Genomic DNA, 26,618 nt, shown 5'->3' with positions numbered 1-26,618 from the left:
TTGATCGCGACTTTGCTCAAGAAATCTGCTGGTGGGATTACTTAAGGCAACTCAAGAACTTATGTGGGAATTCCCCACCCGGTTTGCGGAATCGCTGGCCCCCGATCAGGTATAGTTTTAGGGCTTTTTTCGGGATTGTCCGCTTCCCTGCGGCTTCTGCCCAAAGGCGGACTTAATCACCCTGTTGGGAGACAAACTGGAACTGGGAGATGTCTTTCCAGTAAGCAATATTTCTATTTTGGGGTGCAAGCAGCAGCGCCTTATTGTAATCTTCAAGGGCCTCTCGGTGTTTGTTGTATTTCGGGTCTGAAAGAATCTGTGCGGAGACGAGGAGGGGAAGGCTTTTCATGTTGTCGTGGAGAGTTGCTCTGATTGCCGAATCCTTTGTAGAAATCACCTGCGCGAGTTCACCCAGATACTGCTGTCGGATATCAAGGAGAGGAACCCAGACCGCTTCGTTCAATCCATAATCGAGACAGCGTGAAAATTCGACTTGTGAATGATTATCGCTGACCACCCGGGCGCCGGCCGAATAGCGTTCCAATCCTCTGGGTCCGAGCACGAGTGTGCCTGCCAGGGAAAACGGGTCGTCAAGATTTGAGGCTTTGAGGCACTCAAGGATGTCGGGCTGTCGCATTTTTGTGGAAAACTCAGCGAAATCAATGTTGGTTTTATTAAGGCCGCCGACCAGCACGACGTGATCGGGATTGCAGTACCACAGGGTGCTCTCTGGGAAGACCGAGATGAATGTTTTCACGAGCGACTGGAATTCGTGCACACTGAGCCAGTTTGAAGGCATCCAGGCGCAGATGAGGCTATCGGGGCCCATCCTGTTCCTGCACATCTCGTAAAATTCGAGGGTATAGAGCGCGGGGCTGAGCCGCGGGTGGATTGCGTTGAAGGAGATGACATCGTACGTCCTGTCCTTGAGCTGGATATAGTTTCGCCCGTCGTCGTGTATGAAAGTGAATTTCGGGTTTTCGAGCACGTTCTTGTTGAGGTCCTCGAAGAACCGAGCCGCTTCTGTTTCGTCCTTTACCAGTTCGACGCAGGTAACGTGCGAGTTTTCGTATAAAGTGGCTTCATAACTGGTGCACCCCATGCCGAATCCGACGACCAGCACCTCGCGCGGGTCGGGATGCAGGAGCATCGGGACGTGAACAAGCATTTTATGGACCTGGATATCGCGATAGCTGGTGTATGCGGTCGATTGGCCGTTGATATTGAGCTCGCGAGCGCCGTTGATCCGGTTGAGGAGCACGGACAGAGTGCACTCGATTCCTTCCTTCGAGTACAGGACATCGTACTTGCCGCCCCGGCGCTGGCGATTCCATTCGCTGAGGATTGGTTGGTCGACCGTCGCAAAGAAGAAGACAGGCACGAAGACGAGCATTCCCAGCATGTTCGCCGCGAGTCCCGGGAAACTTCTTCGTTGTGACGAGCCCAAAATCAGGAGGAAACCGAGGACAACATTGAGCGAGACGACTAGGAGGACGCTATTTTTGACTCCGAGCAGGGGGAGGATGATAAAGCCGGTCAGAACGGAGCCGAAGATCCCGCCGACAGTGTTGAGGGCGTAAATTTTGCCGACGCTTGTGCTCACCTGGTTGAGGCTTTTGACAACGAGCTTTGAGACGAGCGGGAACGTGCCGCCGATGAGGAACGTGGGGAGAAGCATGAAGATAGCCGAGATGATGAATTTCACGCCCGCATAATGCCACCATGATGTGATGAAACCCGAGCTTGTCAAGTAGTCGGAGATATTGGAGAGGCGTCCTATCGTAAAGAGGCCGATAATGGAAAAGAGCCCGATCAATACCTCCACCATTCCGAAGATGAACAGGTTGTCTTTGCTCCGGTCGGAAATTCGCGCAAATGCGATGCTGCCGAAGGCGATACCGAAGAGGAACGTCATCAACATAATGGTATAGGCGTGAGTCTGAACTCCAATGAAGTAGACGAGGATGCGAGTCCACAGAAGCTCGTACGAGAGGGAGGCGAATCCGGAAACGGCGAAAGCGAGCGGCACCAACCTGAGTAATTGGTAGTGGCTCTCGCGCTCGGCCTCCCGAATCGGCAGCACGTCGGCCGCTTCGGGAATTGCGGTAATACTTTGCTGCTGTCCCAGGCTCAGGAGAAGGGAACATGCCGCCACAAAGACATTGCAAGTCACCCCGGCCAAGAGGGTGGCACGGATCCCGATCGCTTCGATCAAGATGAAACCAACGAGGAAGCAGCCGACCAGCGCTCCGAACGTGTTGATCGAGTAGATAAGGCCCATGTTCCACCCGAGGGTCTTCATGTTTCGGACAAAATATTTCGACAGGACCGGCAAGGTGCCGCCCATCAGCGTGGTGGGAACCAGGAGAATGACGAAACAAAGGGCGAATCTTGAAATCGGATAGAGGATCGATCCGGTGCCGACAAGCGAATAGATGGTTGCCCAGACGCCGGTCATTCTGGTAAGCACGACGAGCGTCATCAGCGCCGCCATGCCGACGAAAAATTCCAAAATTGCATACAGTCTCAACGGGTTCTTGGTCCGCTCCGCCACGCGGCCAAACAAATGGCTTCCGAGAGCGAGTCCGGCGAAAAACGACGAGATGACCGTGCTGACAGCGTAGACGGTAGTCCCGAAGATATTGACCAGCATGCGAATCCAAAGGACTTCGAAAGCCAGTCCGACGGCGCCGGTAATGAAAAACAGCAGGAGAACGATAAATGCCAAGTATTACCCCTCACTTCAAAAACAGGCTTCTTGCAAAGTGATTGATTTTATCATATCGGATTTCTCAGTTGCAACAGGGAGCGCGAGCTACAGATGGGGCAATTCTGGGGAATGCATACTGATCAGGAGGGAAAGAATTGAGAGACGTCTTGATCATGCCGCGGGGTTACGGGTATTCAATCACCGTCCTTTGAATTCAGGTTTGCGCTTCTCGACGAAAGCTTGAACTCCCTCCTTCTGATCCTCGGTGGCAAAGAGCATGGCAAAGGCCTCACGCTCGAGTGTGAGCGCGGTGGGCAGATCTCGATCGGCGCCCATATTCATTACCAGTTTTGCCAGCCTCAGGCCAAAGGGGGGCCGCTTTGCGAGTTTATTCGCCCACTCCTTCGCCTCGTCCAGCAGGCGATCGGCGGGGACGACTTTGTTGACGAGTCCTAGCCGCAGGGCTTCATCGGCATTGATGAATTCGCCCATCATGATAAGCTCTTTCGCCTTCGTCATCCCGATGAGGCGCGGAAGTCTTTGAGTCCCGCCGGCGCCGGGGATCAATCCGACGCGAATTTCGGGCTGTCCGAACTGGGCGGATTGGGCCGCGAGGCGCAAATCGCAGCACATCGCCAGCTCACAGCCGCCGCCCAGCGCATATCCGGCGATTGCCGCTATGACCGGTTTTCCGGTTTGCTCGATGAAGTCGAAGGGATTGCCGGGAGCGAAGCGGGTCTTCAGCATTCGATCGACGGTATTTCCTGCGGCGGCCATCGCATCGAGATCGGCTCCGGCCGCGAAGACGGTATTGCCGCCGGTGAGAATAATGACGCGGACCTCATCGTCCTGATCGGCCTCGACAAGCGCTGAATAAAGTTCTGCGTAGAGTTCCGGGCTAAGTGCATTGAGTTTTTCGGGCCGATTGAGAGTGATGAGGGCGATGGCCTGATCGCGCTGATATAAGAGCGTCTGATATGTCATAGTGTAATGGAGAGATGTGACGACAGGAGCTTACAGGATTCATGTTGTCGTCTGTTGGAGCAAAAACAGCGAGAGGGGAAGCCATCGACTTCCCCTCCGCGCCACAACCATTGTTACAGGAACAAGGTTTTCAGTTTCATGGCCAAGCTCATATCGCCCTTGACCTTGAGCTTGCCGCTCATGAAGGCCATTTGGCCGTCGAGCTTCCCGTTGAGGATGTCGAGCCAGTCTTTGGCCGCGACCGTGATTGTGATGTTCGGTGAAGCATGCTGACCTTCACTGACCTGGATATTGCCATTGTCAATCACGGCGTTCCATTTGCCACCACCTTCTCCGGTGATGTCCCACTGATAGACTGCCTTCATGCCAGCCGCTTTATCTTTCTTGAAGTTTGCCGGCATCACGTCAAAAGACTCCTTCACTGAATTTGCCATTCGAATTCACCTCCTTTCGTCCTGACTATATCTCCCACGGGTTGAGAGCAACCCTTTTGATGGGCTTTTTCCCGCGGGTACAAAGGATCGGAGCGGCAGGTTCGACCTACCCGATTTTTTTTGCACCGATCCTTAAAACCTCCAAACAAATCCAACACATCAAAGGACGGGAGCGGGGAGAACCACTATACGAATATCGATGGTTGTCGGGGCGAATGTTAAGTCCGCAGTTATAGGAAATTCATATTCGCGAATATTAGCAAATGTCGCTGAGCTGTAACTGGAAAAGGTCGTGTGAAGAAACGGTCCTCCCCCGCCCGCTAAATCGTTTTTTCAAAGAACTAATACATCTAAAATTTTTGGCATCAATTCCGCCGCGTTGTTCCGCGGACAGAGAGAATCAGGCCAATCCGCGCATTTTCAGGATCGCCTGCATATTCGTAGGGACTGCATCGTCCACATCGATTCGCGCGTCTACTATGGAGAGCTTCCCGCAGTTCATTGCCTGTCTCAGTACCGGTTCAATCTGACTAGGTTCTTTTATTATGAAACCAGCAGCCCCAAAGCTTTCCGCCAATTTCACGAAATCCGGATTCTCATATTCGCTGCCGTAGAATCTTGCTCCGTACAAGATTTGCTGTGTGTAGCGCAACGCGCGGTAACAGTTATCGTTCAAAATGAGGATTGTCGCGGCGATTTTTTCGCGCACTGCAGTTTCCACATCCTGAACAGTCATCATGAAGTCGCCATCCCCGAGGACCGACAGGACGGGCCGGTCAGGGTAAACTATTTTTGCGGCCAACGCAGCCGGGAATCCGAATCCCATTGCGCCAAAATTATTAGGCGCGATATAGGAGCGGGGACTTTGGATTTGAATGAAATCGCAGACATAGACCATGTTTAAGCCAGCGCCGCAGGCAAACAAGGCATTCTCTGGAGCCAAATCTGAGAAAACCTTCAGGACTCGCCCGGGCGAGAGCGGAATTTTATCAGATGACGCGGCCGCAGCAAGCTGTGCATCCCATTGCTCTTTTATGGGGAAGAGTGAATCCATCCAGTCATTCGATTTTACAAAAGGCTTGGCATCATAGAGTCGTCCTAACTTATGGAGAAAATCTCCCGCATCGGCGGTAACGGAGGTCAGGTTCACCTTGAAGGAAGATGGGAGCGTGCTTAAGCCGCGCGGATCGGCATTGATCACAACAAGGTCTCCGCGCCAATCAGCGGTATATTCGTACGTAGTAAGGTCGGAAAGGCCGCATCCAAGGGCGAGGATCAAGTCAGCCTGTTCCATCGCCGCATCGGCCACGGGATTTCCAAAGAAACCGGCTCGACCGAGACAGAGAGGGTGCTTTTCCGAGAGAACACCTCGTCCGTTGCCGGTTGTGACCACGCGGACATGAGCGCGTTCGGCCAGGCGTTGCAGATTGGTTGCGGCGCCGGCCTCACTCGCGCCCGCACCGGCAAGGAATAGCGGTCGATCCGCTTTTTGGAAGAGGCGGAATATCTTTTGGAGGTCCTCATCGCGCACATCGGGTGGCGCGGGTGGAACAATGTCCAGATCGAGGTCGACGTCCTCTTCGGCTTGCCAGAGGCTGTCCGGCGCCTCGATCAGAACCGGGCCTTTCGCGGGTGTCATTGCAATACGATAGGCGGAGGAGAAAATCGCAGGGAATTCTTTGACCGAATTGACGCGAAAAACCGCCTTGCAGACCGGCTCGAAGATCCGGCAATGATCCACTTCGAGCATGCCGTCTGTGCCCCTAAGAGAAGGTTTGACGGCTCCGGAGATGATGATAAGCGGGGAACAGTCTTTATAGGCGTTGGCGGCGCTGATCATTGTATTCAATGCGCCCGGGCCGGAATGAACGAGGCAAACGCCGGGTTTGCCGGTCAATCTGCCTTCGGTATCGGCCATGCTTGCGGCCACCTGTTCATGGCGGGTAGAGATATAGCGAATATCGTTACGTTTATCGTACAAGGCATCGACGAATGCGATGTTCGACGTCCCGATGATGCCATAAATGTTTTTTACGCCGGCTGCTTCAAGGGAAGAGATGAGAGCTTGAGCGCCCTGCATTGAGGTCATTCTTCCTGCCGTCTTGGTCATTCCTACCCCTTCTGGCTCCAAGCAGCGAGGTGTGAAGGTAACTTAGAGAAGGAAGATTTTAAATTGGCCAGTCAGTCAACCATGCGGGGTGAAATATATCACATGGCTATCTGGTTGTCAAGTCCTTTGATCGACCTTTTGGAAGAAAGATGCGGCAACGCAAGAGGTGGATTAGCGGGAAGTAGTCATGTTCAAATGCGGACAGGAGAATGTCGCACTCCTATGATACTTGCTTTACCACGGCAAAGATGGGGATCTTGAGATGAGCGTCTTCTGTGGTAATCAGCAATTCGGCGTTGATTTCCCTTTCCGGCGGCTGCGGGAGAAATTCGACCACGATCTCGTATTTGCCGGGTTCCGCGAGCGACTGCACTGCGCGGAAGACAGGGTCATCGACTGATACCTGGACTTCAGCGCCGGAGGCGGCGGAGACAATCAGCTTCCGTTTAACGGATACTCCGGGCGCACATGACCCGAAGTTGATTCTGTCGGGGGAGACGGTGACTGCGCCTGAAACCGAACCTCTTATCGGCAGCAGCATCCGTGAGTAATCCTTGTAGATATCACCGTGTGTTCCTTGTTGGGCATTTCTGGAGTAGTCGGAATAATTTGTGAAGACAGTAATGACTTCCTCAAACTTACCTTTTGGCATGTCGGGAGAAACAGCTATGTTCACTAAATAGCCGATCTCGTCGCCCTCCAGGGGCTCGAAGGTCGCAGACATTTTCGGAGAAGAAGAGTCGATACGTTTAATTACCAATTCCTGGGAACCGCGCTGCAGCAGCTTCACCTGCGCCTGCGCCCCCTGCCCCTGGCGGATATTGGGCAACAGAACGACGTTTGGCTCGAGGACCGCGTCATCCACAATAGCCCCCGCTACAGAAACGTTCACGATCGGTTCATTCGGATCATTGGTGGCGATGCTTAAGGTTTTCCACGGCGCGACTCCGTCATATTTCCATGGTTCGACTCTGGCCACGATAGCGGCCGTTTCCCCTGGGGCGACCTCTATTTTTGTGGTATAGGCGGTTACGCACATGCACATTGTCTCGATGCCGAGGATTTTCAGCGGCTTCTGCCCTGTGTTTCTGAAGGGAAATTGATGCTCGACCATTTGCGAGCGGCTGATCGGCCCGAAATCGAATGCCCGGTGATCGAATTCGATATCAGGTCCCTCGGAGCCGGATACGACAGCAAATTTATCCTTCAGTATATTCGCGGTCAGCGCGACTGGCATGCGCGGCTGATCGGGCGCATTGCTCTTGATATATGCGGTCTCCGAGACAGGAGCGGAAAAGCGCCGGCAATCCATACTGATTCTCAGGATAGCTTTCTCTCCTCCCTCGATAATCTGTCTTGCCGGGATCAAATTATATGAAAAGCCTTCGGGCATTTCGATGCCGTCGATGTGAAGTGCTTCTTTTCCCTTGTTTGCGATTGTCAAAGATACTTCGTGAAATGCGATCGGGTCGTCTGCGGAAATATCTCCAAACTCGGCCGCTGCCGGACTGAGCGCAATCGTCGGATGTTCCGAGAGGGGTTCATTCTTCGCGCAGGACAATGCAAGGATGGAAACCAGCATCGTGAAGATGACAAAGGAAGTAGTTATCGCCATTCGAAATGCCTGTACGAAGGGAGGAGATGTCTTCATAATCCTTTCGTTTTGTTCCACCAGCCGGCCCAGGCTTCCTTTGTGGGTCCCATATTAACGCCGGTAATCCGATTGAGGGCAACCATCGAGGCCGACCGCACCAAATGATTCGTATCGTCCAAAGAATCGATCAAGGGAGGCACAGCCTCTGCATCCCCGATTTCTCCAAGCGAGTTGGCGGCAGTCTGGCGTGCAATCGGGTAGGGGTCGTGCTCGAGGGTGCGAACAAGGTAGGTAACAGCGGTCTCATTCTTCAATACCCCAAGCACATATGCTGCCTGACATCGAGTCAATTGATCCTCATCATTCAGCACCAGGATAATCGCGGGGACCGCGTCGATCGCGCCCAGATCACCAAGGGCGATTAGAGCCGTTTTCCTGACACGCGGGCTCTCATCATGAAGGCGGGCCTCAAGATAAGGAATGACCGCCGCATTTTCGCTATACTGCAACAAATTCGCGGAGAACGCGCGAACGTCCTCATGTTCGTCGTTCAGCGCGCGAACCAGGACAGGGACGATCTCCCGTCCCCTTGATCGCAGCTCAAAAAACAGCGTCATCCTTTTTTGAAAATCCGCATTAATCGATTCTTCCAACAGGGCATGAACCTCGCGCTCGAGCCGGGGGTCAACAGTCACCTTTGCAGGGTCCTGTAGAATCCATTCCCGCTGGAGATACCAGATCCCGCCGAGCACGATGGAAATTGCCGCCACTATAATGAGGATTTTTTGCGAAAAATTGGACAAGGAAACCTCTTGAATTCTGGTGATAAACGCATAAAAATATTAGCACAGGCCGGAAAGATGTGTCAATTGCGCGCGTGCCGAAACGGAATTTTTTGAAGAACTCGTCATTGTCGCCGAAGTGGCCGGTTTGTTTCTTTTTCAGTTCGATTTCGGTTGAGGCTATTCCTTCTCCAGACATTCACAAAAATAGTCGACAATCAGCACCGTTGCCCTCCGGCCAAGTTCGGCGTCAACAATAATCTTTCGTCTTTTCTTGAAATCCTCAAGGGCGGCCACCAAGCCGCCGATGTCTCGCAAGGGATCGAATTCACGCCCGCCGAATTCGATGAATCCGCCAAGCCCTGCGATCGCGGGCCAGCGCCTGAGGGCTTCGAGCGGGTCGCGTTCAGCAACTTCATTTAACACCTGCAGTTTTCCAAAATCGAAATGGCCGAGGTGAGCCATGAGCGAATATTCAAGCATGTAGGCGTGTTCTCCCCCCTTGGCTGCGATGTCATAGATAACATCAAGCGCCTCAAACTCGGGGTAAATCAATGGTTCGGAAACGCTTGGCAGCAAGCACTGTACTGGCATGCCGAGGATGCCGCTCAAGTGTTGCTGTCGTTCTGGCAGTTCTCTGTTTCCGCCATGCCCGATAATGATAGCGACTTTTTCGGGCTGAAAGCTCAGGCGCTCAACGTGCCATTTAACAAAGTCGCGCAGCTTGTCATAAAACTCGTCAAAGGGCAAATATCTGGGAGACCAGCGGCGGGCGATTTCGCCTGCCGAGTCCGTACAATACGGGATATGAGCAGCATACGGCGCACCGAGCCTCTGAGTGATCAGGCGGCACCAATTCTGAGCCAGCAGGGAGTCGGTATGGGGAGGCATGGGATAACCATGCGCCTCGCAGTCGTTGGCGACGGTGAACAGAGCTATCTTTTGCATGCGCGGCTGATATGGCCCATATGTCTCGATCTGATTTTCCGTTACGGTAGGTTCGGAAAGCATTTTCGGGTCCTTTCGCCAATCGGGTTCATTTGTCACGTCAGAGGGAACAGGGTCATTCTAATAAATGAAAACGCCGCCGTCAATTTTACCGAGAAAGGAAAGACAGACCACTGCGGCCGCGGTTGTGGCGGTGATATCATGTTTCGATGGGGAACGAAATGCATCCTCCGGTTTGGCCGGATGATCTCTTCCATTAGAAAGCGCGGTATGTTATTATACGCATGCCAATTCAATGGTTAAAACTAATAAATAATGGAAGATAAGATGGTCATTCAAAAGCTCAAGGATCTTTTTTCCAATCAGAGAAGTCAGGTTCAGCGGGCGGCGCAGGAGGACACGGAGACCCGCGTGCGGCTGGCGACGTGCGTGCTGTTACTTGCGGTCGCGCATTCCGATGATCGTTTCAATGAGGCCGAGGAAGATCGCATTGTCGAGGTCCTTAAAGAGGATTTCCGTCTCTCCGAAGAGTACGTTTCAGAATTGATCGAACTTGCCCACCAGGAGCGGAAAGAAAGTGTAGATCTTTTCCGCTTTACCAAGGTTATCAACAGCGCTTATAATCCGGAGGAAAAATTGCAGGTGGTCCAAACGCTTTGGAAGGTTGTTTATGCGGATGACCGGCTCCATTCTCTGGAGGATAACCTCATTCACCGCCTTTCGCGGATGCTTAACCTTTCGCACCATCAACTCATCGAGGCAAAAAAGAAAGTCATGGGATGGGAATAATCCATGACGCACATTAGAGTGCGGGTGCTCTTTCTGTTAGATTGACAAGAAGGACACGCTTCATTGTCTCTCTGGAAGCATTCTCCGGCAGATCGGACACAGAAGGAGGAACATACGATGCGATTCATTTTGGCGATGATACTGGTGTTTTCTTTTACGGCGGAGCCGGCGGCTGCGGCAGTCTCACCTTCCTGCAGCAGCAATCTGGATGTGATCAAATTCAAAGACAGCAGCTTCGAAATGGCGGGCGACGTAATCAGCGAGGACGAGCAGCGAGTCGTGATGAGGCCTGAGAATGGAGGGCGAATCGAGCTGAGGCGGGAGCTTATCGATAAGATTGAGTATGATATACGCCCCCCGAAGCAGGTTACAACCGAAGAACTTGTTAACGGTTTCACGCATTGTGTAGCGGGTTTGATCGGCAATGAGAAAGAGTTTCGGGTGGTCAAGGTGAGGCCGGAATCAGTGTACCTGAATTTAGGTGCTGAGGGGGGCGCGCGGCCCGGTATCGAACTAAGCATATATCGTGAAGGAGAAAAGGTGCTTGATCCCGGAACCGGTTCTTTGCTCGGAAAGGAGAAGGATTTTATCGGAGTTGTTCAGATTATCATAGTGGAGGAGGAATTTGCGAAGGCCGTACCCGTAGATGTGAGCGCTGATCGTTTTCAGGAAGGCGATACGGGGATTTACATGCCCCGTTCTCCTGTTCTGGCGATAGCGGGCGTTATGACGGACGACGGGCAGGAAAGCCCCTACGGGATGCTGCTATCGGAAAAACTTATCGGCAAATTCAGTGAGGACTCGAATCTGCGTGTGATCGAGCGCAGGCATCTCGGAAAGGTGCTGCGTGAATTGGCAATACAGAATGCACTGCTTACGCCGCTGTCAGACAGGCTTTCAGCCGATGCTCAGAAGCGGCCGGCAAAGATAGGAACGCTTGAGGCCGATGCGACCGGCCCCGCTCTTGACTCTTCAATTGCAGAGAAAGTGAAAGGGATTGAAGGCGCCGACGCCATTGTCTTCGGGACCGTCACCGATGTGGATGGAAAAGGAGCCGTAAATCTTCGGGTAGTTGACACTTCAAGTGCGGCAATATTATTCAGCACATACAAGATGGTAGGGAACCCGGAAAAACCAATAGAAGCCTCCTCTTCCGGCGATGAAACAGTGTCTTCCGACGGGGCCGTCGAAAGAACCGAGGCAAGGCCGGTCAGAGGAGAATCGCCGGACAAGCTGGGCGACCTGCTCGACCGGATCTTGAGGGCGCTCTATCAAAGATGAACGAGCGGGTGCGCGCCAAAAGAACGAAAAAATACATTCATTTTCCATTGCATGTTCCGATGGAAATCGGAGCGTCCTCCTACTGGATTTCCGCCGAGGAACGAATTCAGTTTCGCGACCGCGAAGTCCTCTGCATCGTCCGCGACACCGAGCGCATTACCAGTTGCTGCGGCGAGAGCGCAGGCTTGCGCTCGATCGGCGTCATGGGGTATATCACGTGCTGGCATGCCGGCATAATAGAGCAACACCACTTTTCGATTCTCGAGCCCATCAGCGATAAAGGGGAGCAGATGGAGCTGTCCCGACTGTTGCGAGCAAAGTACGGCATCGCGCAGGTGGAATTTCTGTGAGAGCTCGGGCGTAAGGGGAAAAAGCATGCTTCTGAAAAAAAGACAGGTACCGATACTGCTGTTAAACGGAGTGGCGCTGATCGGGTTTGGCGTGTTGTTCATGTCGAGAAAAAACTACGAGTTTCTTCTTTATATTGGTGTAATCGTATTTTTTCTGATTGTGATTCTTTCAACGAATCGACGTATCGATTACCCGAATTCAATTCTGTGGGGGCTGACCGGATGGGCGCTTCTGCACATGTCCGGCGGCGGCTTGTACATCCGGGGGATAAAGCTGTACGAGGTCATCCTCATTCCTATATCCGACTCGTACAGCATCTTTCGGTACGATCAGTTCGTCCACATTGTCGGGTTTGGCGTGGCGACTCTGGTTATGTATCACCTCTTGAAACCGCTCCTGAGGAAGGGACACAATAGCAGGATAGCTCTCCCCATTGTGGTCGTAATGGCCGGGTTGGGAGTCGGCGCTTTAAATGAAATCATTGAGTTTCTTGCGACTGTGCTTGTACCGGAAACCGGCGTTGGCGGCTACAGAAATACGGCGCTTGATCTTGTCGCCGATCTTATCGGTGCAATAGGCGCCGTGGCCATTATTCGGCTGCGAAAACTATAAGTTTTGCTGTCATCGGGTAAAGTTGGTTCGGCTCCTTGTCTTCGCGTTCCGCACGGGATCAAGCCGGCACAATTTCCATTGAACCTGCATATGGTATCTGCTACAATACATGCTGCCGGAGTACCCCCCGGCAAGCCCCCCGCATTCGAGGACAGATAAGCAAATGGAGGATGAGATGAGAGATGTAGTAGTTGTGGAAGCTTTGCGATCTCCGATAGGTCGGTCCGGAGAGCGTGGCATCCTTCGCGAGTTGACCGGACTGGAAATAGCCACGCAGGTGGTAAAGGCTCTTCTGAAGAGGACGCAGATCGACCCGCTGGAAATCGATGATATCTACTGTGGAACGATAGCCGGCCCTATCGATGCCGCTCGCTCGCTGGTGTTCTATTGCGGTCTGCCGGTCGAGCTTTCCGGTTTGACGATGAACCGCCAGTGCGGCTCGAGTCTGTCGGCGCTGAATTCTGCGGCCAATGCGATTAAAGCGGGCAACGGAGACTGTATTCTGGTGGTGGGGCTGGAAACGATGGGCCGCCTTGGGCCGTGGAGTGCGGAGGACCAGAAAATGGCGCGTGAGTACCGGCAGTATTTTTACGCGACGCCCTCGGTTCCAAACGCACAGGGGAAACTGCACAAGGCGATACGTCTTCCGGATTTGATAGATCCTTCATCGTTCTCGATGGGTCTGACAGCGGAAAATCTGGCCGCCAGATTCGGCATCAGCCGGGCCGAGATGGATGAATTTGCATGTTGGAGCCAGGCAAAAGCGAAAAAGGCGATCGAGGAAAAGAAGTTCGACCGCGAATTGGTGCCTGTAGTCATAGAATATGAGGATGGAACTTCGCTTGTCATAGACAAAGATCAGTGCCCGCGTCCCGGCACAACCATGGAAGCGTTGGCCGGTCTCAAACCTGCATTTAAAGAGAGCGGGGTAATCACCGCCGGCAACTCATGCCCGACGAATGACGGCGCAGCGGCGGTATTATTGATGTCGCTCGAAAAAGCGAAGGCGCTTGGATACAAGCCTCTGGCGGCGGTGAGGCATCATGGTGAAGCGGGCGTACCGCCGGAGATTATGGGGATTGGCCCCATCCCGTCCACGCGAAAGATGCTCAAGCGGCAGGGAATGGCCATTGACGACTTCGACATTTATGAGCTTAATGAGGCGTTCGCCTGTCAGGCGCTTCACTGCGCGCGCGAGTTGAAGATGGATATGGACAAGCTCAACGTCAACGGCGGGGCTGTTGCCCTCGGCCATCCAACGGGTGCAACGGGCGCGCGTTTCACCGCCACGCTGGTTCACGAGATGAACCGCCGCAATGTTCAGTGGGGACTGGCGACAATGTGCTGCGGCATTGGACAAGGCGTCGCAACGGCATTCGAGAAAATATAGGGTTTGGGACCGTTCGGAAAGCGGCTCCGTTGCTTGAAAAGCAACCGGCAATGTGGTATAGTTATGTAAAATAAGGAGTTAGGGTACGTTAGAAATAAGGGCAATTCCCTTGTGAGACAAAGAATAGGTATAACAAGCACGGTTCCGGTCGAGGTGATTCTTGCTGCCGGCGATGTGCCGGTCGATCTGAACAACGTGTTTATTAGCGATCCAGAACCCTCACGATTCATTCGATACGCGGAGGATGCCGGCTATCCGCGCAATATCTGTGGCTGGATAAAAGGAATATTTGGGCTGGTGATACGCACCCGTTGCGTAGACGCGGTTATCGCGTTGACCCAAGGGGATTGCAGTTGTACGTTGGCGCTGATCGAGACGCTGATAGTACACGGCACACCGGTTATTCCCTTTGAATACCCTTTCTCGCGGGATGCCGACCTGTTACGGCTCCAGGTCGATAAACTGGCCAGCCGGCTGGGGACCCGTACGGAAGAGGCGCGCGAGTGGGTGGAACGCCTCAAGCCAGTGCGGGAAAAGCTGGTGGAAGTTGATCGGCTGACGTGGGAAGAGGGGCTGATATCGGGCGAGGAAAACCATTGCATACTTCTTTCGAGCAGCGATTTCGGCGGCGATGTGGTGCGTTTCGAGCAGGAGGCCGGTGCGCTTCTGGAGCGGGCGCGCCTCAGACAACCGTCTCCAACCGATGTGCGGATCGCATATATAGGCGTCCCTCCAATTTGGAACGATCTTCATTCTTTCATTGAATCACAAGGGGCGCGGGTGGTATACAACGAAGTCCAGCGCCAATTCTCAATGCCATTCAAGACGGCTGACATCGTCCGGCAATACCTGCTCTATACATATCCCTACGGAGTATTTGCGCGGCTGGAGGATATTCTCCAGGCGCTCGCCCAGCGGAGAGTGAATGGCATAATTCATTATACTCAGAGTTTTTGCTATCGGCAGATAGAAGATCTTATCTTCAGAAAGAAGCTTCCTCTGCCCATTCTCTCGCTCGAGGGGGACCAGCCCGGGTCTCTTGATGGCCGAACAAAATTACGCATCACCGCTTTTATCGAGATGCTCCGGAAAAATGCGGAGGAGTCGACCGGATACGCGGGCGCAGGACGTATGCCGGCAAATGCTCCCGGAAAGGACCTTTCATCGTGGTAGTGCGCAAATTTATCGTCATTTATCTCCTTGTTGGTTTTACGATGCTTGGCTGTGGCAGTGCGCAAGACCGCGCAATGCTGAAACAGGCAAGGGATGCTTTGAAGCAGGGTAATTCAAAAGTAGCCATCAACAATACAAAGACCATCCTCCGGAAGAGTCCCCGCAATTTTTTGGCTCTGCGGATGATGAGCAAGATCAAATCTCATCTGTACAAGGAAAGCGAGACGCAGTTCGAAGCGAAGAATTACAAGGACGCTGCGACGACATTAGAGACGCTGCTCGATCTGGATCCCCAGGAAGAGAAGGCGAAGACCTTGCTGGATGAAGCGAAAAAGCATCTCGAGCTGGCCAGCGCCCAGCAGGCACTGCAGGAAAACAATCCTATGGTAGCGCTCAGACATGCGCAAGAGGCGTTGCGGCTTGATCCTCAATTTGCACCCGCCAAGGACGTCGAGAGTAAAGCGAAGGAGCAAGTGCAGGTAAGGATCTCGAATCTTGTGGTAACGGCGCAGGAGCTGATTGATCAGGGGAACTTTGAGAAGCTGCGGGATCTCGCGCAGGACATTCTCGCCATTGATCCTCAGAACAAAGAGGCCGCCGATTTTCTGCGGGAGGCGCTGGCACAGATACTAACGCGGAATAAAGAAGAGAACTTAACAATGGCCAGAAAGTTTTACAGCGAGGGGATTTACGAGTCAGCCCTCTCAAAAGCTGAAGAAGTTCTGAAGGTGGATCCTGCCAGCGCCGAAGCGAAGGAGATTGTCCAGCGCGCGCGAGATGAGCTTGCGAAGCCCGAATTGCGCCTGAGCGGTCTTACCAAGATCAAGGGAATGACCATTGCGAGCATCGAACTCCCGGCCAGCCGTGAAAAGTTCATGGTGAAAGAAGGAGAGGTATTCCTGAATGAAGGCGACTTCAAGGTCTCTGCAATCGATTTTGACCTGAAGGCCGTCGTTATCACTTACATGAAGACCGGCAGTCAGCAGACAATCTCGCTGGCTCCTCCCGAATTAAGCGCGCCTACAGCCCCATCGCCGGAAGCCGCCCCCGCTCCGGTCAAGAAGAAGAAATTGGTTTTCTGAAGCGGATAACCGACTGGGAAAGCGACTCGTTGCTCTTTCGTAGTGACGCACTGTTTCTTCATGCCGCTCGGATAGGCGAAGATATCTTCTTCTTCAAAAATCCTGTTTCTCTTTGCTTTTGCTGAACTCCCATATGCAGGTTGCATCGGTTAATAATTGTGCTGCCTTCCTTATCATTAGCAAAAGAGCTTGCGTAAATCCATTTTTTGGGGCAAGTTTGGGTAAGAATGGTAAAAAGTGCAAAGGACATGCCGGTGGCCGATCAGGTAATACTCGTTGTCGAGGATGATTCAGTCCAACGCAGACAAATAGCACGCGCGCTTATTTCGTCAGGCTATCTTGTTTCGCTGGCCGCGAGCGGTGAGGAGGCGATTGAGATACTTGCCGAGACAGCGGTCGGTATAGTGTTGACCGACAGGCGGATGCCCGGAATGGACGGGATAGAGCTCCTAGAACGGATTAAAGAGGAATATCCGAAAGTGCTTGTGGGAATGATTACCGCCTATCCGGGAGAGGGCTCAGATTTTTTTCCTGACGCTCTTTTGAGCAAACCATTTGGGCATCGGGAGTTGCTGGATCTCGTCAAGAGCCTTGAACAGAAAACGCAACCTTCACTGGATTCCTGATATTTTTTGAGATTCGCGACATTTTGACAAAGAAGGGCGGCAACGGCCGCCCTTCTTTGTCATCCTGCTTTACAGCATCTCTTTTTCCATTTTCACGATTGATGATTCGAGAGCGTCGACAATGAGGTCTATCTCCTTCTTGGTCACTGTGAGCGGGGGCGCGACGGCCACATTTTCCATCATTGCGCGCGCATAAATGCCTTTCTCCCACATCAGTTCTTCGACCCGATGAGTTCCCTCCATGGGAAGCTCGCCTATCGGCTCTTTGGTTTGCTTGTCTTTCACCAATTCAACGGCCGCCATCAGCCCAATGGCCCTGATGTCACCGACTGATTTGAGATCGTACAGTCCCTTGAGACGATCGTGCATGTATGCGCCGACTGTAGCCGCGTTCTCGACAAGCTTCTCATCTTCTATGATTTTGATATTCGCCAGTCCCGCCGCACAACCGACCGGGTGATTATTGTACGTGAACCCATGCAGGAACGGGAGGAAGCTCGGGATATTATCTCGAATTGTATCAAATATCTCATTGCTGGCGATGGCGCCGCCCGTTGGAAAATATCCGCTGGTTATTCCTTTCGCCACGGAGATCAGGTCGGGCCGCAGATCCCAGTTCATGCACCCGAACATCTTGCCGGTGCGGCCGAAGCCGGTGATCACCTCGTCGGCCAGAATAAGCACTTCATACTTGTCGCAGATGCCGCGGATCATCGGCCAGTACTCTTTGGGAGGGATGATGACGCCGCCGGTTCCCATTACCGGCTCGGCGATAAAAGCGGCAATGGTATCCGGGCCTTCCCGAAGAATCGCTTCCTCGAGCTGTTTGGCGCACCCGATGCCGCATTCGGGATAGGTGAGGCCGAGTTCGCATCGGTAACAATATGGCGCCATGATGTGCAGGAATCCCGGGGGCAGCGGATCGAAATTCGTTTTAAAGAATTCGATGCCCGTTGCCGTCAATGCGCCGAAAGTGACCCCATGATAGGCGTAGTTGCGCGAAATGATTTTCTTCTTGCTGTCCTTGCCCTTGCACGCCCAGTACATGCGGGCAAATTTCATATTTGTGTCGTTGGTCTCGGAGCCGCCGCAGGTGAACATGACGTGCCCCATGTTCCACTCCTTCGGCATCAGGCTTACGACCTTTGCGGCTAACTCGATGGCCGGAGGAGAGGCGAACCCGAAGAAGGGCGAATAATACTCGAGCTTGCCCAGCTGCTCGGTAATCGCCTTCTGCACCTGCTTCTGACCGTGTCCGATTATAACATTCCACAGACTGGAAAAAGCGTCAATGTATTCCCTGCCGTCAATGTCCTTGATGCGAGTGCCATCGCCTTCGACAATGATGCGGGCGCCCTTTTGTTGATGCTCTTTGAGTTGGACGACGGGGTGGAACAGGTATTTTTCATCCAGTTGCTGCAGCTCTTTCTTCGTTCTCATGTAACTCCTCCTTGTCCGCATTATTTCTGAAGCTTCCTTTGAGCGATCGGAAAACGTCCTCCGATGGCGGTTAGCCCGTTTGAACGACAATATTTTACTTCCCTCCCCTCTTACAGGCGTTCCTTGTTAATGACCAAAGAGATAATGATCGACCATTTCCCGAATCAGACTGTGGACCTCTTTGCGTTCGAGCGCTCTGCTATCGATCACCCACTGCAGCGCCATTCCTTCAACGAGCGCCACCAGCGATGAGGCAATCGGGCCGCTCCTGCGAGCGGGAAATTCCCCGTTTGTTGTTCCTTCAGCGATAACGGCTGCGATGTGCCGGCGGTATGCGCGCAACTGCCGCCGCAACGCATCTCTGATGGTTTCCCGCTCGAAGGCCATTTGCACAAGATTATAGAAGACGCGATTGAGGCGGCGATTGAAGATGAATTCCTCCACCAGAAAATCGACCGCAATGTTTATTTTCTCAGTTGCGGAATGAGCGGAGCGGGTCCGTTCAAGAAGCAGGTTGCCATATTTTGCGATGATCGAATCCGCCATTTCCGAGACGATTTCGTCTTTGCTTTTGAAGTAGTAATGGATGACGCCGTAATGCAGATTCGCCCGCCGAGCGATATCCTTGATGGTGACTGTTTCATGTCCGGATTCCGCGAGACAGAGGAACAGGGCATCGGCGATTTGTTTGCGGCGCTGTGGCGCGACGATCTTTCTTGACATGACTGCTAAGTTGGTTAACTGACTTAATTATATCGCGGAACGTTTGCGCTGTCAAGGTGGCGGCCCGGAAAATCTGTATTAAATACAGGCGACCGGCTCGAAGCGGTTTCTCGGGGGAATGGGCTTGTCCAGCTTTCGGCGGCATGATATAATCTCGTTCACCAAATGAATCATGTTCCGGCCGCACCCCCGGCTTGTTTTTCAGACAGAAGCGCGTGCAAACGATTCGGGATCAGGGAGGTGATAAGAAGGCTTCAGTTGAAGAGCCCACGAGTTCAGGAGCACCCAAGGAACCAGAGGAGTATATAGAGAAGGAGACTCATATGCCGGACATTTATATTGAGGAATGGCCGCCAAACGCTCCGAACGACCTGGTCAGGCAGGAGAGCGTTGTTTGGGCCGCGCGGATGATGGCCAATGCGGCTATTACGGCCCCAAGCCAGGGGGGCGTCCAGATGGCCGAATGCCATATTGTTTTCGGAGCCGAAGATCTGGATAAAGTTGCGCGAAAGATGGAAGAAGTGGCCCGGCTAAAACCGGATGACAATGCATGGAAAAGGATGTTCAAATATGAGGCGGCGATGGTACGGGAATCGGATGCAATCCTGTTCATTGGCGCTGTCTCGGCGCTTCAGCCGTTCGATACGGGCTGCGGATACTGCGGGGGGAGCGCCGGTTGCCAGTTCACTTACGAGCGACGAAACGCGCGATATGGGGTTTTGGATCTAACCGAGCCGGTGCATCCAAACTGGCTGGTGGATGGTCCGATGTGCACGATGAACGTGTACGCGATGGGTTGGGCTGTAGGCTCTGCGCTTATCATGGCAAACCGCCTTTTCGTTGATGCGCGCGCATTCATGTCGGTAGGGGTGGCGGGTCAGAAGTTAGGATACTGTCCCAAGTCCCCTGTAGTTGTCGGAATTCCCGTTGCCGCGAAGGGGAAAAGTCCGTTTGTTGACATTCTGCCGGATTACCACATGAATAACTTGTCTCGCGTAATCGACTCGCTGCGCGCGAAATATGTAATCTCGCGAATGGTTAACTGGCTGCCCTACCGGCAGTGGGATCCGCTCAATCCCGATAACAGCGAGAAGAAGGAGGACTGACATGGCGTATTTCAATGGAAAGAAGCTGGCCAACGATGGGCTTCTGGCGGCGGCACAGCAATGCGCCATGGCAGCGTTGAAGGCTCCCCAGTTGACCGGCACGACGGAGATGAAAATCGAGATTCTGACCGGCGAAGACATCGACCCGATCATTGAAATGCTCGGCATTCTTGGAGAAGACAACACCGTCTGCTTCGGCGACAATAAGACGTTGCAGTCGTGCAAAGACAAGGGGACGCTTCCGGTCATTATGCTCATGGGCGGAACCGGCCTCGGCACCTCGACGCTCGGCTGGGACTGCGGCGCTTGCGGGTTCGCCACCTGTAAAGAGCACAATGCTTACGTTGCGGAAGAGCGGGAGAAGCCGAAGGATTTTACGAGACCAAGCGCATTTGGCACTCCCGGCCCGGTCTGTGTGTGGAAAGCAATAGACATAGGGATGGCCTTGGACTGGGCGGCGGCGACAGCTTCGCAGCTCAATATCGAGAACCGGGCGATGATGTCGGTTGGCGCGATTTCGCAGGCTTTGGGCTATCTCGAAGGATGCGAGATATCGATCGGGATGTGCCTGGGCCCGTGCGAGCCCGAAGTTTATTACAACCGGCCTTCGCTCAAGGCGCAGTATGACAAGGACCTGATCGTCACGTTCATGATGCGGGCGTTCCCGACGCACTTCATGGGGTTCCCGGGCGCCGGCGATCCTCGTATCAAGCACTCGGCCGATTGGGAGAATGATCCGCGTTATGTGCGCGTGGCGAAGCGCGAAGAGGCCGACCAGGAGAAGAAACAGGCAGGAATGGCGCGCGTGATGCAGTTGGTGATGGAAACCCGCGGCAAGATCGCCGAGCGGGCCTCTCAATAAGGACATATCGAATCCGGGGACATAAGAAATTATGTCCCCGGAGCATCGTAAAGGTCACAGCATTTAATCGGAAAGCGGGCGGCGGCCGCGCTCATCTATACCGCTCACCCGTTAATCATGAGAAGTTTGATGTCGTCGTTGGGACCGCACAGGCGCTCGAAAACATCGGGTAACTCTTCGATCGAGGCGGTTCCGCTGATGATAGGTTTGATGTCAATGCGCCCGTTGCCGACCAAGTCAATGCAATCGAGTACCTCTTGCATGTCACATCCGTATGAAGCCTGAAAAGCCAATTCGCGTACCAGCATGGTTGCAGGATTGAAGCCAACGTTTTCCAGACAGGTACCAAGCAGGAGCACCTTTCCCGCGAAATTCAGCAGATGAAAAGCCTCCTCGAGCACCGCTTGCTGTCCGGAACATTCGACGACAACATCAGCGCCGGGGTTTAGGACAGTGCGTGCGGTATCGGCGAGGTCTTCGTCGAGCGGATTCACCACGCGATCGGCCCACTGGGCCGCGACCTCGCGCCGGTGTGCGGACGGCTCGCTCACGACCAGCCCGCGAACTCCGAGATGACGAAGGTATGCGGCGGCAAATAATCCTATGGGTCCCGCTCCCGTGACAACCACGCCGTCCCGGTCTGTTATGCCGGCCAGTCGCACGCCGTGAACGCTGACGGCCATCGGCTCCATGCATGCGGCTTCGGCGAATGTCATTTGGCCGGGAATGGGGGCGAGCATCTCCTGTTTCGCTGCGATAAATTCACTGAACCCCCCTCGCAGGTCAGCGCGATTCGGGCAGATGTGATGTCTGCTTCGGAGACACCAGTGGCACCGACCGCACGGGACGCGCCCGAGCACGGCCACACGGTCGCCGGCGTGAAAATGGTCGACTCCGTCGCCGAGTTGCTCGATGGTTCCGGCCGATTCGTGTCCCATCTTTTGATTCGGGTTGAGAGCGCCGTACTTGTAAAGGTGCAGATCGGTTCCGCAGATGCCGCAGGCGGCGATTCTGACAAGGACCTCGTCGAGCGCGATTTTCGGTTCCGGCACGTCCTCGACTACGAGTTCGCGCGCATTTTTCAGGATGGCCGCTTTCATGCGAGCTTCCTTCCGTTTTTGGTTCAGGGTGAAGTACTGAGGGTTGCGCGCTCCCGCGAATGATATTCTTGCAGGCAGTTGACGGAGAGCTCGCCGGCTTTTATGGCTTCGATGGCGCTGACCATGGCGTGTGCGCCTGCGATTGTTGTAATGTAGGGGATGCGATAATCCACGGCCGCACGGCGGATGGCGATCTCATCGAAGGCCGATGTTTTTCCCAGCGGCGTGTTGATAATCAAGGCGATCTCTTTGTTCTTGATGTGATCGACAATATTTGGACGATCCTCGTTCACCTTGTAGACCGGCCTCACCTGAAGCCCTTCGTCTGAAAGAAAACGGGCGGTTCCGCGGGTGGCGAAGAGAGTGAAGCCGAGGTTCTGGAGTTTTCTTGCGGCAGAGACTATTTTCTTCTTGTCATTGTCGTTGACGCTGATGAGCACGTTCCCCTTCAGCGGGGCCATCGAGTTCACGGCCATTTGCGCTTTTGCGAAGGCGAGTCCGAAGCTTTTGTCGATCCCCATGACTTCTCCCGTCGATTTCATTTCCGGCCCGAGAATGGTATCGACTCCGGAGAATTTATTAAAGGGAAGGACCGCCTCTTTGACCGAAAAGTGGTTGAGCGCGATATCTGAAGGAACGCCGAGTTCTTTCAGTTTCCGGCCGATCATCAATCTGGCGGCCACCTTTGCCCAGGGAATGCCGGTCGCCTTCGAGACAAACGGGACTGTGCGCGACGCTCTCGGGTTTACTTCGAGAACGTAGATAGTGTCATTCTGAATGGCGAACTGGATATTGATGAGCCCGATCACGTTGAGGGCGAGCGCAAGCGCGCGTGTCTGCTCTTTGAGTGCGAGAATCTGCTGCGGCTTGAGTGTATGCGGGGGCAAAACGCATGCGCTGTCGCCGGAATGGACGCCGGCCAATTCTATATGTTCCATGATTCCCGCAACAATCACGTCATTGCCGTCGCAAACGGCATCGACGTCGATCTCAATGGCGTCATCGAGGAATTTGTCGACCAGGATCGGGTGATCGGGCGAGGCCTCGCGCGCAAGCGTCATGTAATCGCGCAGATGTTCGTCGTCGTAGGCAATAATCATCGCCCTTCCGCCGAGCACGTACGATGGCCTCACCAGCACGGGGTAGCCTATCCGATTGGCGATTCCCAAAGCGTCCTCGGTTGAAAAAGCCGTATCGCTCGGCGCCTGTTTCAGGCCGAGCCGGTCGAGTATTTGACGAAAGAGTTCTCTATCTTCGGCGACATCGATATGTTCAGGCAATGTGCCGATGATCGGGACGCCGGCCTTCTGAAGCGGGACGGCGAGTTTGAGCGGGGTTTGCCCGCCGAACTGGACGATAACGCCGTCGGGCTTTTCCTTGTCGCAAATGTTGAGAACGTCCTCGAGCGCGAGCGGCTCGAAATACAGCTTGTCCGACGTATCATAATCGGTGCTGACGGTTTCGGGGTTGCTATTGACCATGATGGTCTCGCAGCCTTCTTCCTTCAATGCGAAAGCGGCGTGCACGCAGCAGTAATCGAATTCGATACCCTGCCCGATGCGGTTGGGTCCGCCGCCCAGAATCATGACTTTCTTCTTTTCGGACGGCCTGACTTCATCCTCATCCGAATAGGTCGAATAGTAATAGGGAGTATAGGCTTCGAATTCGGCTGCACAGGTATCGACCAGCTTGAAGGTGGCCTCGACTCCCAGTTTTTTGCGCGCGCTCCGCACCGTCATCTCGTCCGATTCCCACAGATATGCAAGCTGGCGGTCGGAGAAGCCATGCTGCTTGGCATCCAGAAGAAGGGCGCGCGCCTCCGGGCTGCCGTTTTGGCCGGCCGCGCCGCGAATCATATCAAGGAGGGAGACGGGCGCGGACCGCAGGCGCGATTCTGCGTCCAGAATGTCCTTGATATTGTTGATAAACCACGGATCGATGCGCGTCAATTGATATATCTCAGCGATATCGAGTCCCGCCAATATGGCTTCGCGCAGATAGAAAATGCGTTCGCTCGTTGGCGTCCTGAGTCTTTCCCTGATGTGGTTGATTGTCTCCGGACCGGCGGCGCCGGCGGGATAGCGGACGTTCTTGCCGTCGCTGCCGAGGCCGTACCGGTCTATTTCGAGCGAACGCAGGCCCTTTTGCAGGGCCTCTTTGAAGGTCCGTCCGATGCTCATGGTTTCGCCGACGCTTTTCATTTGAATGGTGAGCGTCGGGTCCGAGCCGGGGAATTTCTCGAAGGCCCAGCGCGGAATCTTCACGACGCAGTAGTCGATGGTGGGCTCGAAGGAAGCCGGCGTCTGCTTCGTGATGTCGTTCGGGATTTCGTCTAGCGTATAGCCGACGGCGAGTTTAGCCGCGATTTTTGCGATCGGGAAGCCGGTGGCTTTCGATGCGAGCGCCGAGCTGCGCGAGACGCGGGGGTTCATTTCGATGACGACCATGCGTCCGGTCGCGGGATCGACGGCGAACTGGATGTTCGAGCCGCCGGTATCGACTCCTATCTCGCGGATGACAGCTGCGGCGGCATCGCGCATCGCCTGGTATTCCTTGTCGGAAAGCGTCTGCGCGGGAGCGACCGTGATGCTGTCGCCGGTGTGAATGCCCATTGGGTCGAAATTCTCGATCGAGCAGATGATGACGACGTTGTCGGCGCCGTCGCGCATGACCTCGAGCTCGTATTCTTTCCAGCCGATGACGGATTCCTCGACCAGGACCTCACTGATGGGGCTGGCATCGAGCCCCCATTTCACCATGCGCTCGAACTCATCGCGATTATAGGCGATGTTTCCGCCGGTCCCGCCGAGGGTAAAAGAGGGCCGGATGACGACGGGGAATCCGATGGCATCGATTTGAGCCATCGCTTCTTCGATTGAATGGCAGAAATAGCTTCTTGGCAGTTCGAGCCCGATTCGGTTCATGGCCTCTTTAAAGAGAGAGCGGTCTTCCGCCTTTTGAATGGCCGGCAGCTTTGCCCCGATCAATTCGACGTTCCAGCGGTCGAGGACGCCCATCTGGGCCAGGTCGACCGCCAGGTTCAGGCCGGTTTGGCCCCCGATGGTGGGCAGGAGCGCATGAGGGCGTTCGCGCTCGATGATCTTCTCAAGCACATGGGGAACGAGCGGCTCGATATAGGTGCGGTCGGCCATCTCGGGATCGGTCATGATCGTGGCGGGATTGCTGTTCACCAGCACGATGGTATAGCCTTCTTCCCGCAGCGCCTTGCAGGCCTGCGCGCCGGAATAATCGAATTCGCAGGCCTGGCCGATGATGATCGGGCCGGACCCGATTATGAGTATTTTTTGGATGTCATTTCGTTTTGGCATAGAGAATGAAAAGAGTGGGCGCCTCGGCATTCGAGCCGAAGCCGCAGGACCGGCTCAGTCGCCGAATTTGAAACCACACCCCGGCACAATTGATTCCTCTTTCGTGCGCGGATATTTGCGGCATTGTGGGGGCCGAATCGAGTAGATTGCGCATCCGGTACCATCATAAAAAGGACAGTTAAAAGCCAATTTGCAGCATCCGCCGCACCGCCGGCAGGCGCCTTTCCGATTGGCGTCAATGGGCAAAAAGGCGGTAAACGTCCTCTTGACTTTCAGACCGAGAGATTTTGTGGGGTCGCCATTCATCACATGGATTTCCCTGCCGCCTCACACATCTTTTCAACTATAGCATATGCAATCTGAGGCGGTCAAGGACGATGTGGCTTAAAACGCGGGAATGTTTTGGGCCGCGCCGGGGTCGAAACCAGCGGATCCCCAAGCCTGTTACGGCTGGAAAAAGAAGAGGGCCCCGCTCGCATGCAGGGCCGGATCAAAGCTCATACAGACTAACTCCGCCCAGATACTCAATCGGATCCTGGATGAGGAACCGCCTGATTTCGGGCGAGTACCAGCGCGCGCGGTAGTACTAGAGGCCGGAGCGTTCTTCAAGTCGACATAAGGCCAATTTTCTCAGCTCATTTTCTTGAAAAACAGAGACTGAAGTGCTGCCACATCTTCATCTCTGATATTCCATATGAACTTGATATATTGCTTGGTGTCTCGTTTCCGATGCCCAGTTATCGCTAAGTATGAGGGATGATTTGTAATTTCCTTTATTCTGTCCCAAGATAGGGATTTAAGCATCAGGCTCATATAGATACCATCATTTGTCACTATGATATCAGAACACAAGAAAATAAGAATAGAAGAAATATCGATTAAAATCAGAAGCAAGAGGAATGGAAACGGCACCGAGAAGGGTAGATTTTTCAATATTAATATCGCCAATACGCCTATTATGGGGGCCAATATTTTAATTGTGATTCTCACCGGAAGTATAAGTTCTGAATTCCTTCTAACAATTGACGTCTTGTAACAGCCAATGATGATCAAGCAAAGACAGAATAACATCAAAATTATTGCAATTGTTATTAGAGTAATGTCAAGAAATTTCTGTAAAATGCTCTTTTCTTTGGTCTTTGTCTTTAAAGGTGCGAAGCGAATCAGCAGTAGTAGGCGTTGTGGGAATGTG

At 53.7% G+C, this 26,618-nt stretch carries 24 protein-coding genes; 11 read left to right on the top strand and 13 right to left on the bottom strand.

What is annotated here, in order from left to right:
- Nucleotides 1-172 precede the first annotated feature (172 nt).
- The 7 genes from C4520_00785 to C4520_00755 form a co-directional block, all read right to left on the bottom strand.
- The gene (locus tag C4520_00785; GenBank protein ID RJP26356.1) at nt 173-2,728 is read right to left on the bottom strand and encodes a hypothetical protein; all 2,556 of its coding nucleotides are present in this window, start codon (nt 2,726-2,728) and stop codon (nt 173-175) included.
- Nucleotides 2,729-2,908: 180 nt separating this feature from the next.
- Nucleotides 2,909-3,694, bottom strand: coding sequence for an enoyl-CoA hydratase/isomerase family protein (locus tag C4520_00780; protein RJP26355.1), 786 nt, complete (start codon nt 3,692-3,694; stop codon nt 2,909-2,911).
- 113 nt (nt 3,695-3,807) lie between these two features.
- Complete coding sequence (locus C4520_00775; protein ID RJP26354.1) at nt 3,808-4,128, bottom strand: sterol-binding protein; 321 nt, start codon at nt 4,126-4,128, stop codon at nt 3,808-3,810.
- Nucleotides 4,129-4,528: 400 nt separating this feature from the next.
- On the bottom strand, nt 4,529-6,238 hold the full coding sequence (locus C4520_00770) for a thiamine pyrophosphate-binding protein (GenBank protein ID RJP26353.1): 1,710 nt from the start codon (nt 6,236-6,238) through the stop codon (nt 4,529-4,531).
- A gap of 220 nt (nt 6,239-6,458) precedes the next feature.
- Nucleotides 6,459-7,889 carry a DUF1573 domain-containing protein gene (locus tag C4520_00765; protein ID RJP26352.1) on the bottom strand — a complete coding sequence of 477 codons (1,431 nt, stop codon included), beginning with the start codon at nt 7,887-7,889 and terminating at the stop codon, nt 6,459-6,461.
- Nucleotides 7,886-8,635, bottom strand: coding sequence for a HEAT repeat domain-containing protein (locus C4520_00760; protein ID RJP26351.1), 750 nt, complete (start codon nt 8,633-8,635; stop codon nt 7,886-7,888). The genes C4520_00765 and C4520_00760 overlap by 4 nt, the downstream gene beginning before the upstream one ends.
- A gap of 159 nt (nt 8,636-8,794) precedes the next feature.
- Nucleotides 8,795-9,625, bottom strand: a complete 831-nt coding sequence (locus tag C4520_00755; protein ID RJP26350.1) for a hypothetical protein — start codon at nt 9,623-9,625, stop codon at nt 8,795-8,797.
- A 252-nt stretch (nt 9,626-9,877) separates the two neighbouring features.
- Between C4520_00755 and C4520_00750 the strand changes: the two genes are divergently transcribed.
- From C4520_00750 to C4520_00715, 8 genes are all read left to right on the top strand, one after another.
- On the top strand, nt 9,878-10,351 hold the full coding sequence (locus C4520_00750; protein ID RJP26349.1) for a TerB family tellurite resistance protein: 474 nt from the start codon (nt 9,878-9,880) through the stop codon (nt 10,349-10,351).
- Nucleotides 10,352-10,468: 117 nt separating this feature from the next.
- Nucleotides 10,469-11,632: a hypothetical protein gene (locus C4520_00745; GenBank protein ID RJP26348.1), complete on the top strand. Its 1,164-nt coding sequence runs from the start codon at nt 10,469-10,471 to the stop codon at nt 11,630-11,632.
- Nucleotides 11,629-11,982 carry a hypothetical protein gene (locus C4520_00740; protein RJP26347.1) on the top strand — a complete coding sequence of 118 codons (354 nt, stop codon included), beginning with the start codon at nt 11,629-11,631 and terminating at the stop codon, nt 11,980-11,982. Before C4520_00745 ends, C4520_00740 begins: the two co-directional genes overlap by 4 nt.
- A gap of 25 nt (nt 11,983-12,007) precedes the next feature.
- Nucleotides 12,008-12,595, top strand: coding sequence for a DUF2238 domain-containing protein (locus C4520_00735; protein RJP26346.1), 588 nt, complete (start codon nt 12,008-12,010; stop codon nt 12,593-12,595).
- A 175-nt stretch (nt 12,596-12,770) separates the two neighbouring features.
- Nucleotides 12,771-13,985, top strand: coding sequence for a thiolase family protein (locus tag C4520_00730; protein RJP26345.1), 1,215 nt, complete (start codon nt 12,771-12,773; stop codon nt 13,983-13,985).
- 111 nt (nt 13,986-14,096) lie between these two features.
- Nucleotides 14,097-15,158 (top strand): 2-hydroxyacyl-CoA dehydratase, encoded by a 1,062-nt coding sequence (locus C4520_00725; GenBank protein RJP26344.1) that lies wholly within the window; start codon nt 14,097-14,099, stop codon nt 15,156-15,158.
- Nucleotides 15,158-16,240: a hypothetical protein gene (locus tag C4520_00720; GenBank protein RJP26343.1), complete on the top strand. Its 1,083-nt coding sequence runs from the start codon at nt 15,158-15,160 to the stop codon at nt 16,238-16,240. The genes C4520_00725 and C4520_00720 overlap by 1 nt, the downstream gene beginning before the upstream one ends.
- Before the next feature lie 227 nt (nt 16,241-16,467).
- Nucleotides 16,468-16,866 carry a response regulator gene (locus tag C4520_00715; protein RJP26342.1) on the top strand — a complete coding sequence of 133 codons (399 nt, stop codon included), beginning with the start codon at nt 16,468-16,470 and terminating at the stop codon, nt 16,864-16,866.
- Between the two features lie 69 nt (nt 16,867-16,935).
- On the opposite strand, the gene C4520_00710 is transcribed toward C4520_00715, so the two are convergent.
- The gene (locus C4520_00710; GenBank protein RJP26341.1) at nt 16,936-18,327 is read right to left on the bottom strand and encodes an aspartate aminotransferase family protein; all 1,392 of its coding nucleotides are present in this window, start codon (nt 18,325-18,327) and stop codon (nt 16,936-16,938) included.
- 105 nt (nt 18,328-18,432) lie between these two features.
- Nucleotides 18,433-19,029, bottom strand: a complete 597-nt coding sequence (locus C4520_00705; GenBank protein RJP26340.1) for a TetR family transcriptional regulator — start codon at nt 19,027-19,029, stop codon at nt 18,433-18,435.
- A gap of 323 nt (nt 19,030-19,352) precedes the next feature.
- On the opposite strand from C4520_00705, the gene C4520_00700 reads away from it, so the two are divergent.
- Together C4520_00700 and C4520_00695 are read left to right on the top strand one after the other, a co-directional pair.
- Nucleotides 19,353-20,135 (top strand): hypothetical protein, encoded by a 783-nt coding sequence (locus C4520_00700; protein ID RJP26339.1) that lies wholly within the window; start codon nt 19,353-19,355, stop codon nt 20,133-20,135.
- Between the two features lies 1 nt (nt 20,136).
- Nucleotides 20,137-20,997 carry a hypothetical protein gene (locus C4520_00695; GenBank protein ID RJP26338.1) on the top strand — a complete coding sequence of 287 codons (861 nt, stop codon included), beginning with the start codon at nt 20,137-20,139 and terminating at the stop codon, nt 20,995-20,997.
- Between the two features lie 104 nt (nt 20,998-21,101).
- Here C4520_00695 and C4520_00690 read toward each other — a convergent pair whose 3' ends face one another.
- The 3 genes from C4520_00690 to C4520_00680 are packed head-to-tail and all read right to left on the bottom strand — an operon-like array spanning nt 21,102 to nt 25,732.
- Complete coding sequence (locus C4520_00690) at nt 21,102-22,097, bottom strand: hypothetical protein (protein RJP26337.1); 996 nt, start codon at nt 22,095-22,097, stop codon at nt 21,102-21,104.
- A gap of 23 nt (nt 22,098-22,120) precedes the next feature.
- A complete protein-coding gene (locus C4520_00685) occupies nt 22,121-25,426 on the bottom strand; it encodes a carbamoyl-phosphate synthase large subunit (protein RJP26336.1) in 3,306 nt (1,101 codons plus the stop codon).
- A gap of 54 nt (nt 25,427-25,480) precedes the next feature.
- A complete protein-coding gene (locus C4520_00680; GenBank protein RJP26335.1) occupies nt 25,481-25,732 on the bottom strand; it encodes a YkgJ family cysteine cluster protein in 252 nt (83 codons plus the stop codon).
- Nucleotides 25,733-25,823: 91 nt separating this feature from the next.
- On the opposite strand from C4520_00680, the gene C4520_00675 reads away from it, so the two are divergent.
- Nucleotides 25,824-26,045, top strand: coding sequence for a hypothetical protein (locus C4520_00675; protein ID RJP26334.1), 222 nt, complete (start codon nt 25,824-25,826; stop codon nt 26,043-26,045).
- Between the two features lie 11 nt (nt 26,046-26,056).
- Here the strand turns inward: C4520_00675 and C4520_00670 are convergent.
- Nucleotides 26,057-26,618: hypothetical protein (locus C4520_00670; protein ID RJP26333.1), on the bottom strand; the 562-nt coding region annotated here is incomplete at its 5' end.

Source organism: Candidatus Abyssobacteria bacterium SURF_5 (assembly GCA_003598085.1).
Classification (GTDB): Bacteria; Abyssobacteria; SURF-5; order SURF-5; family SURF-5; genus SURF-5.
This window is presented reverse-complemented; position numbering and strand designations above follow the sequence as displayed.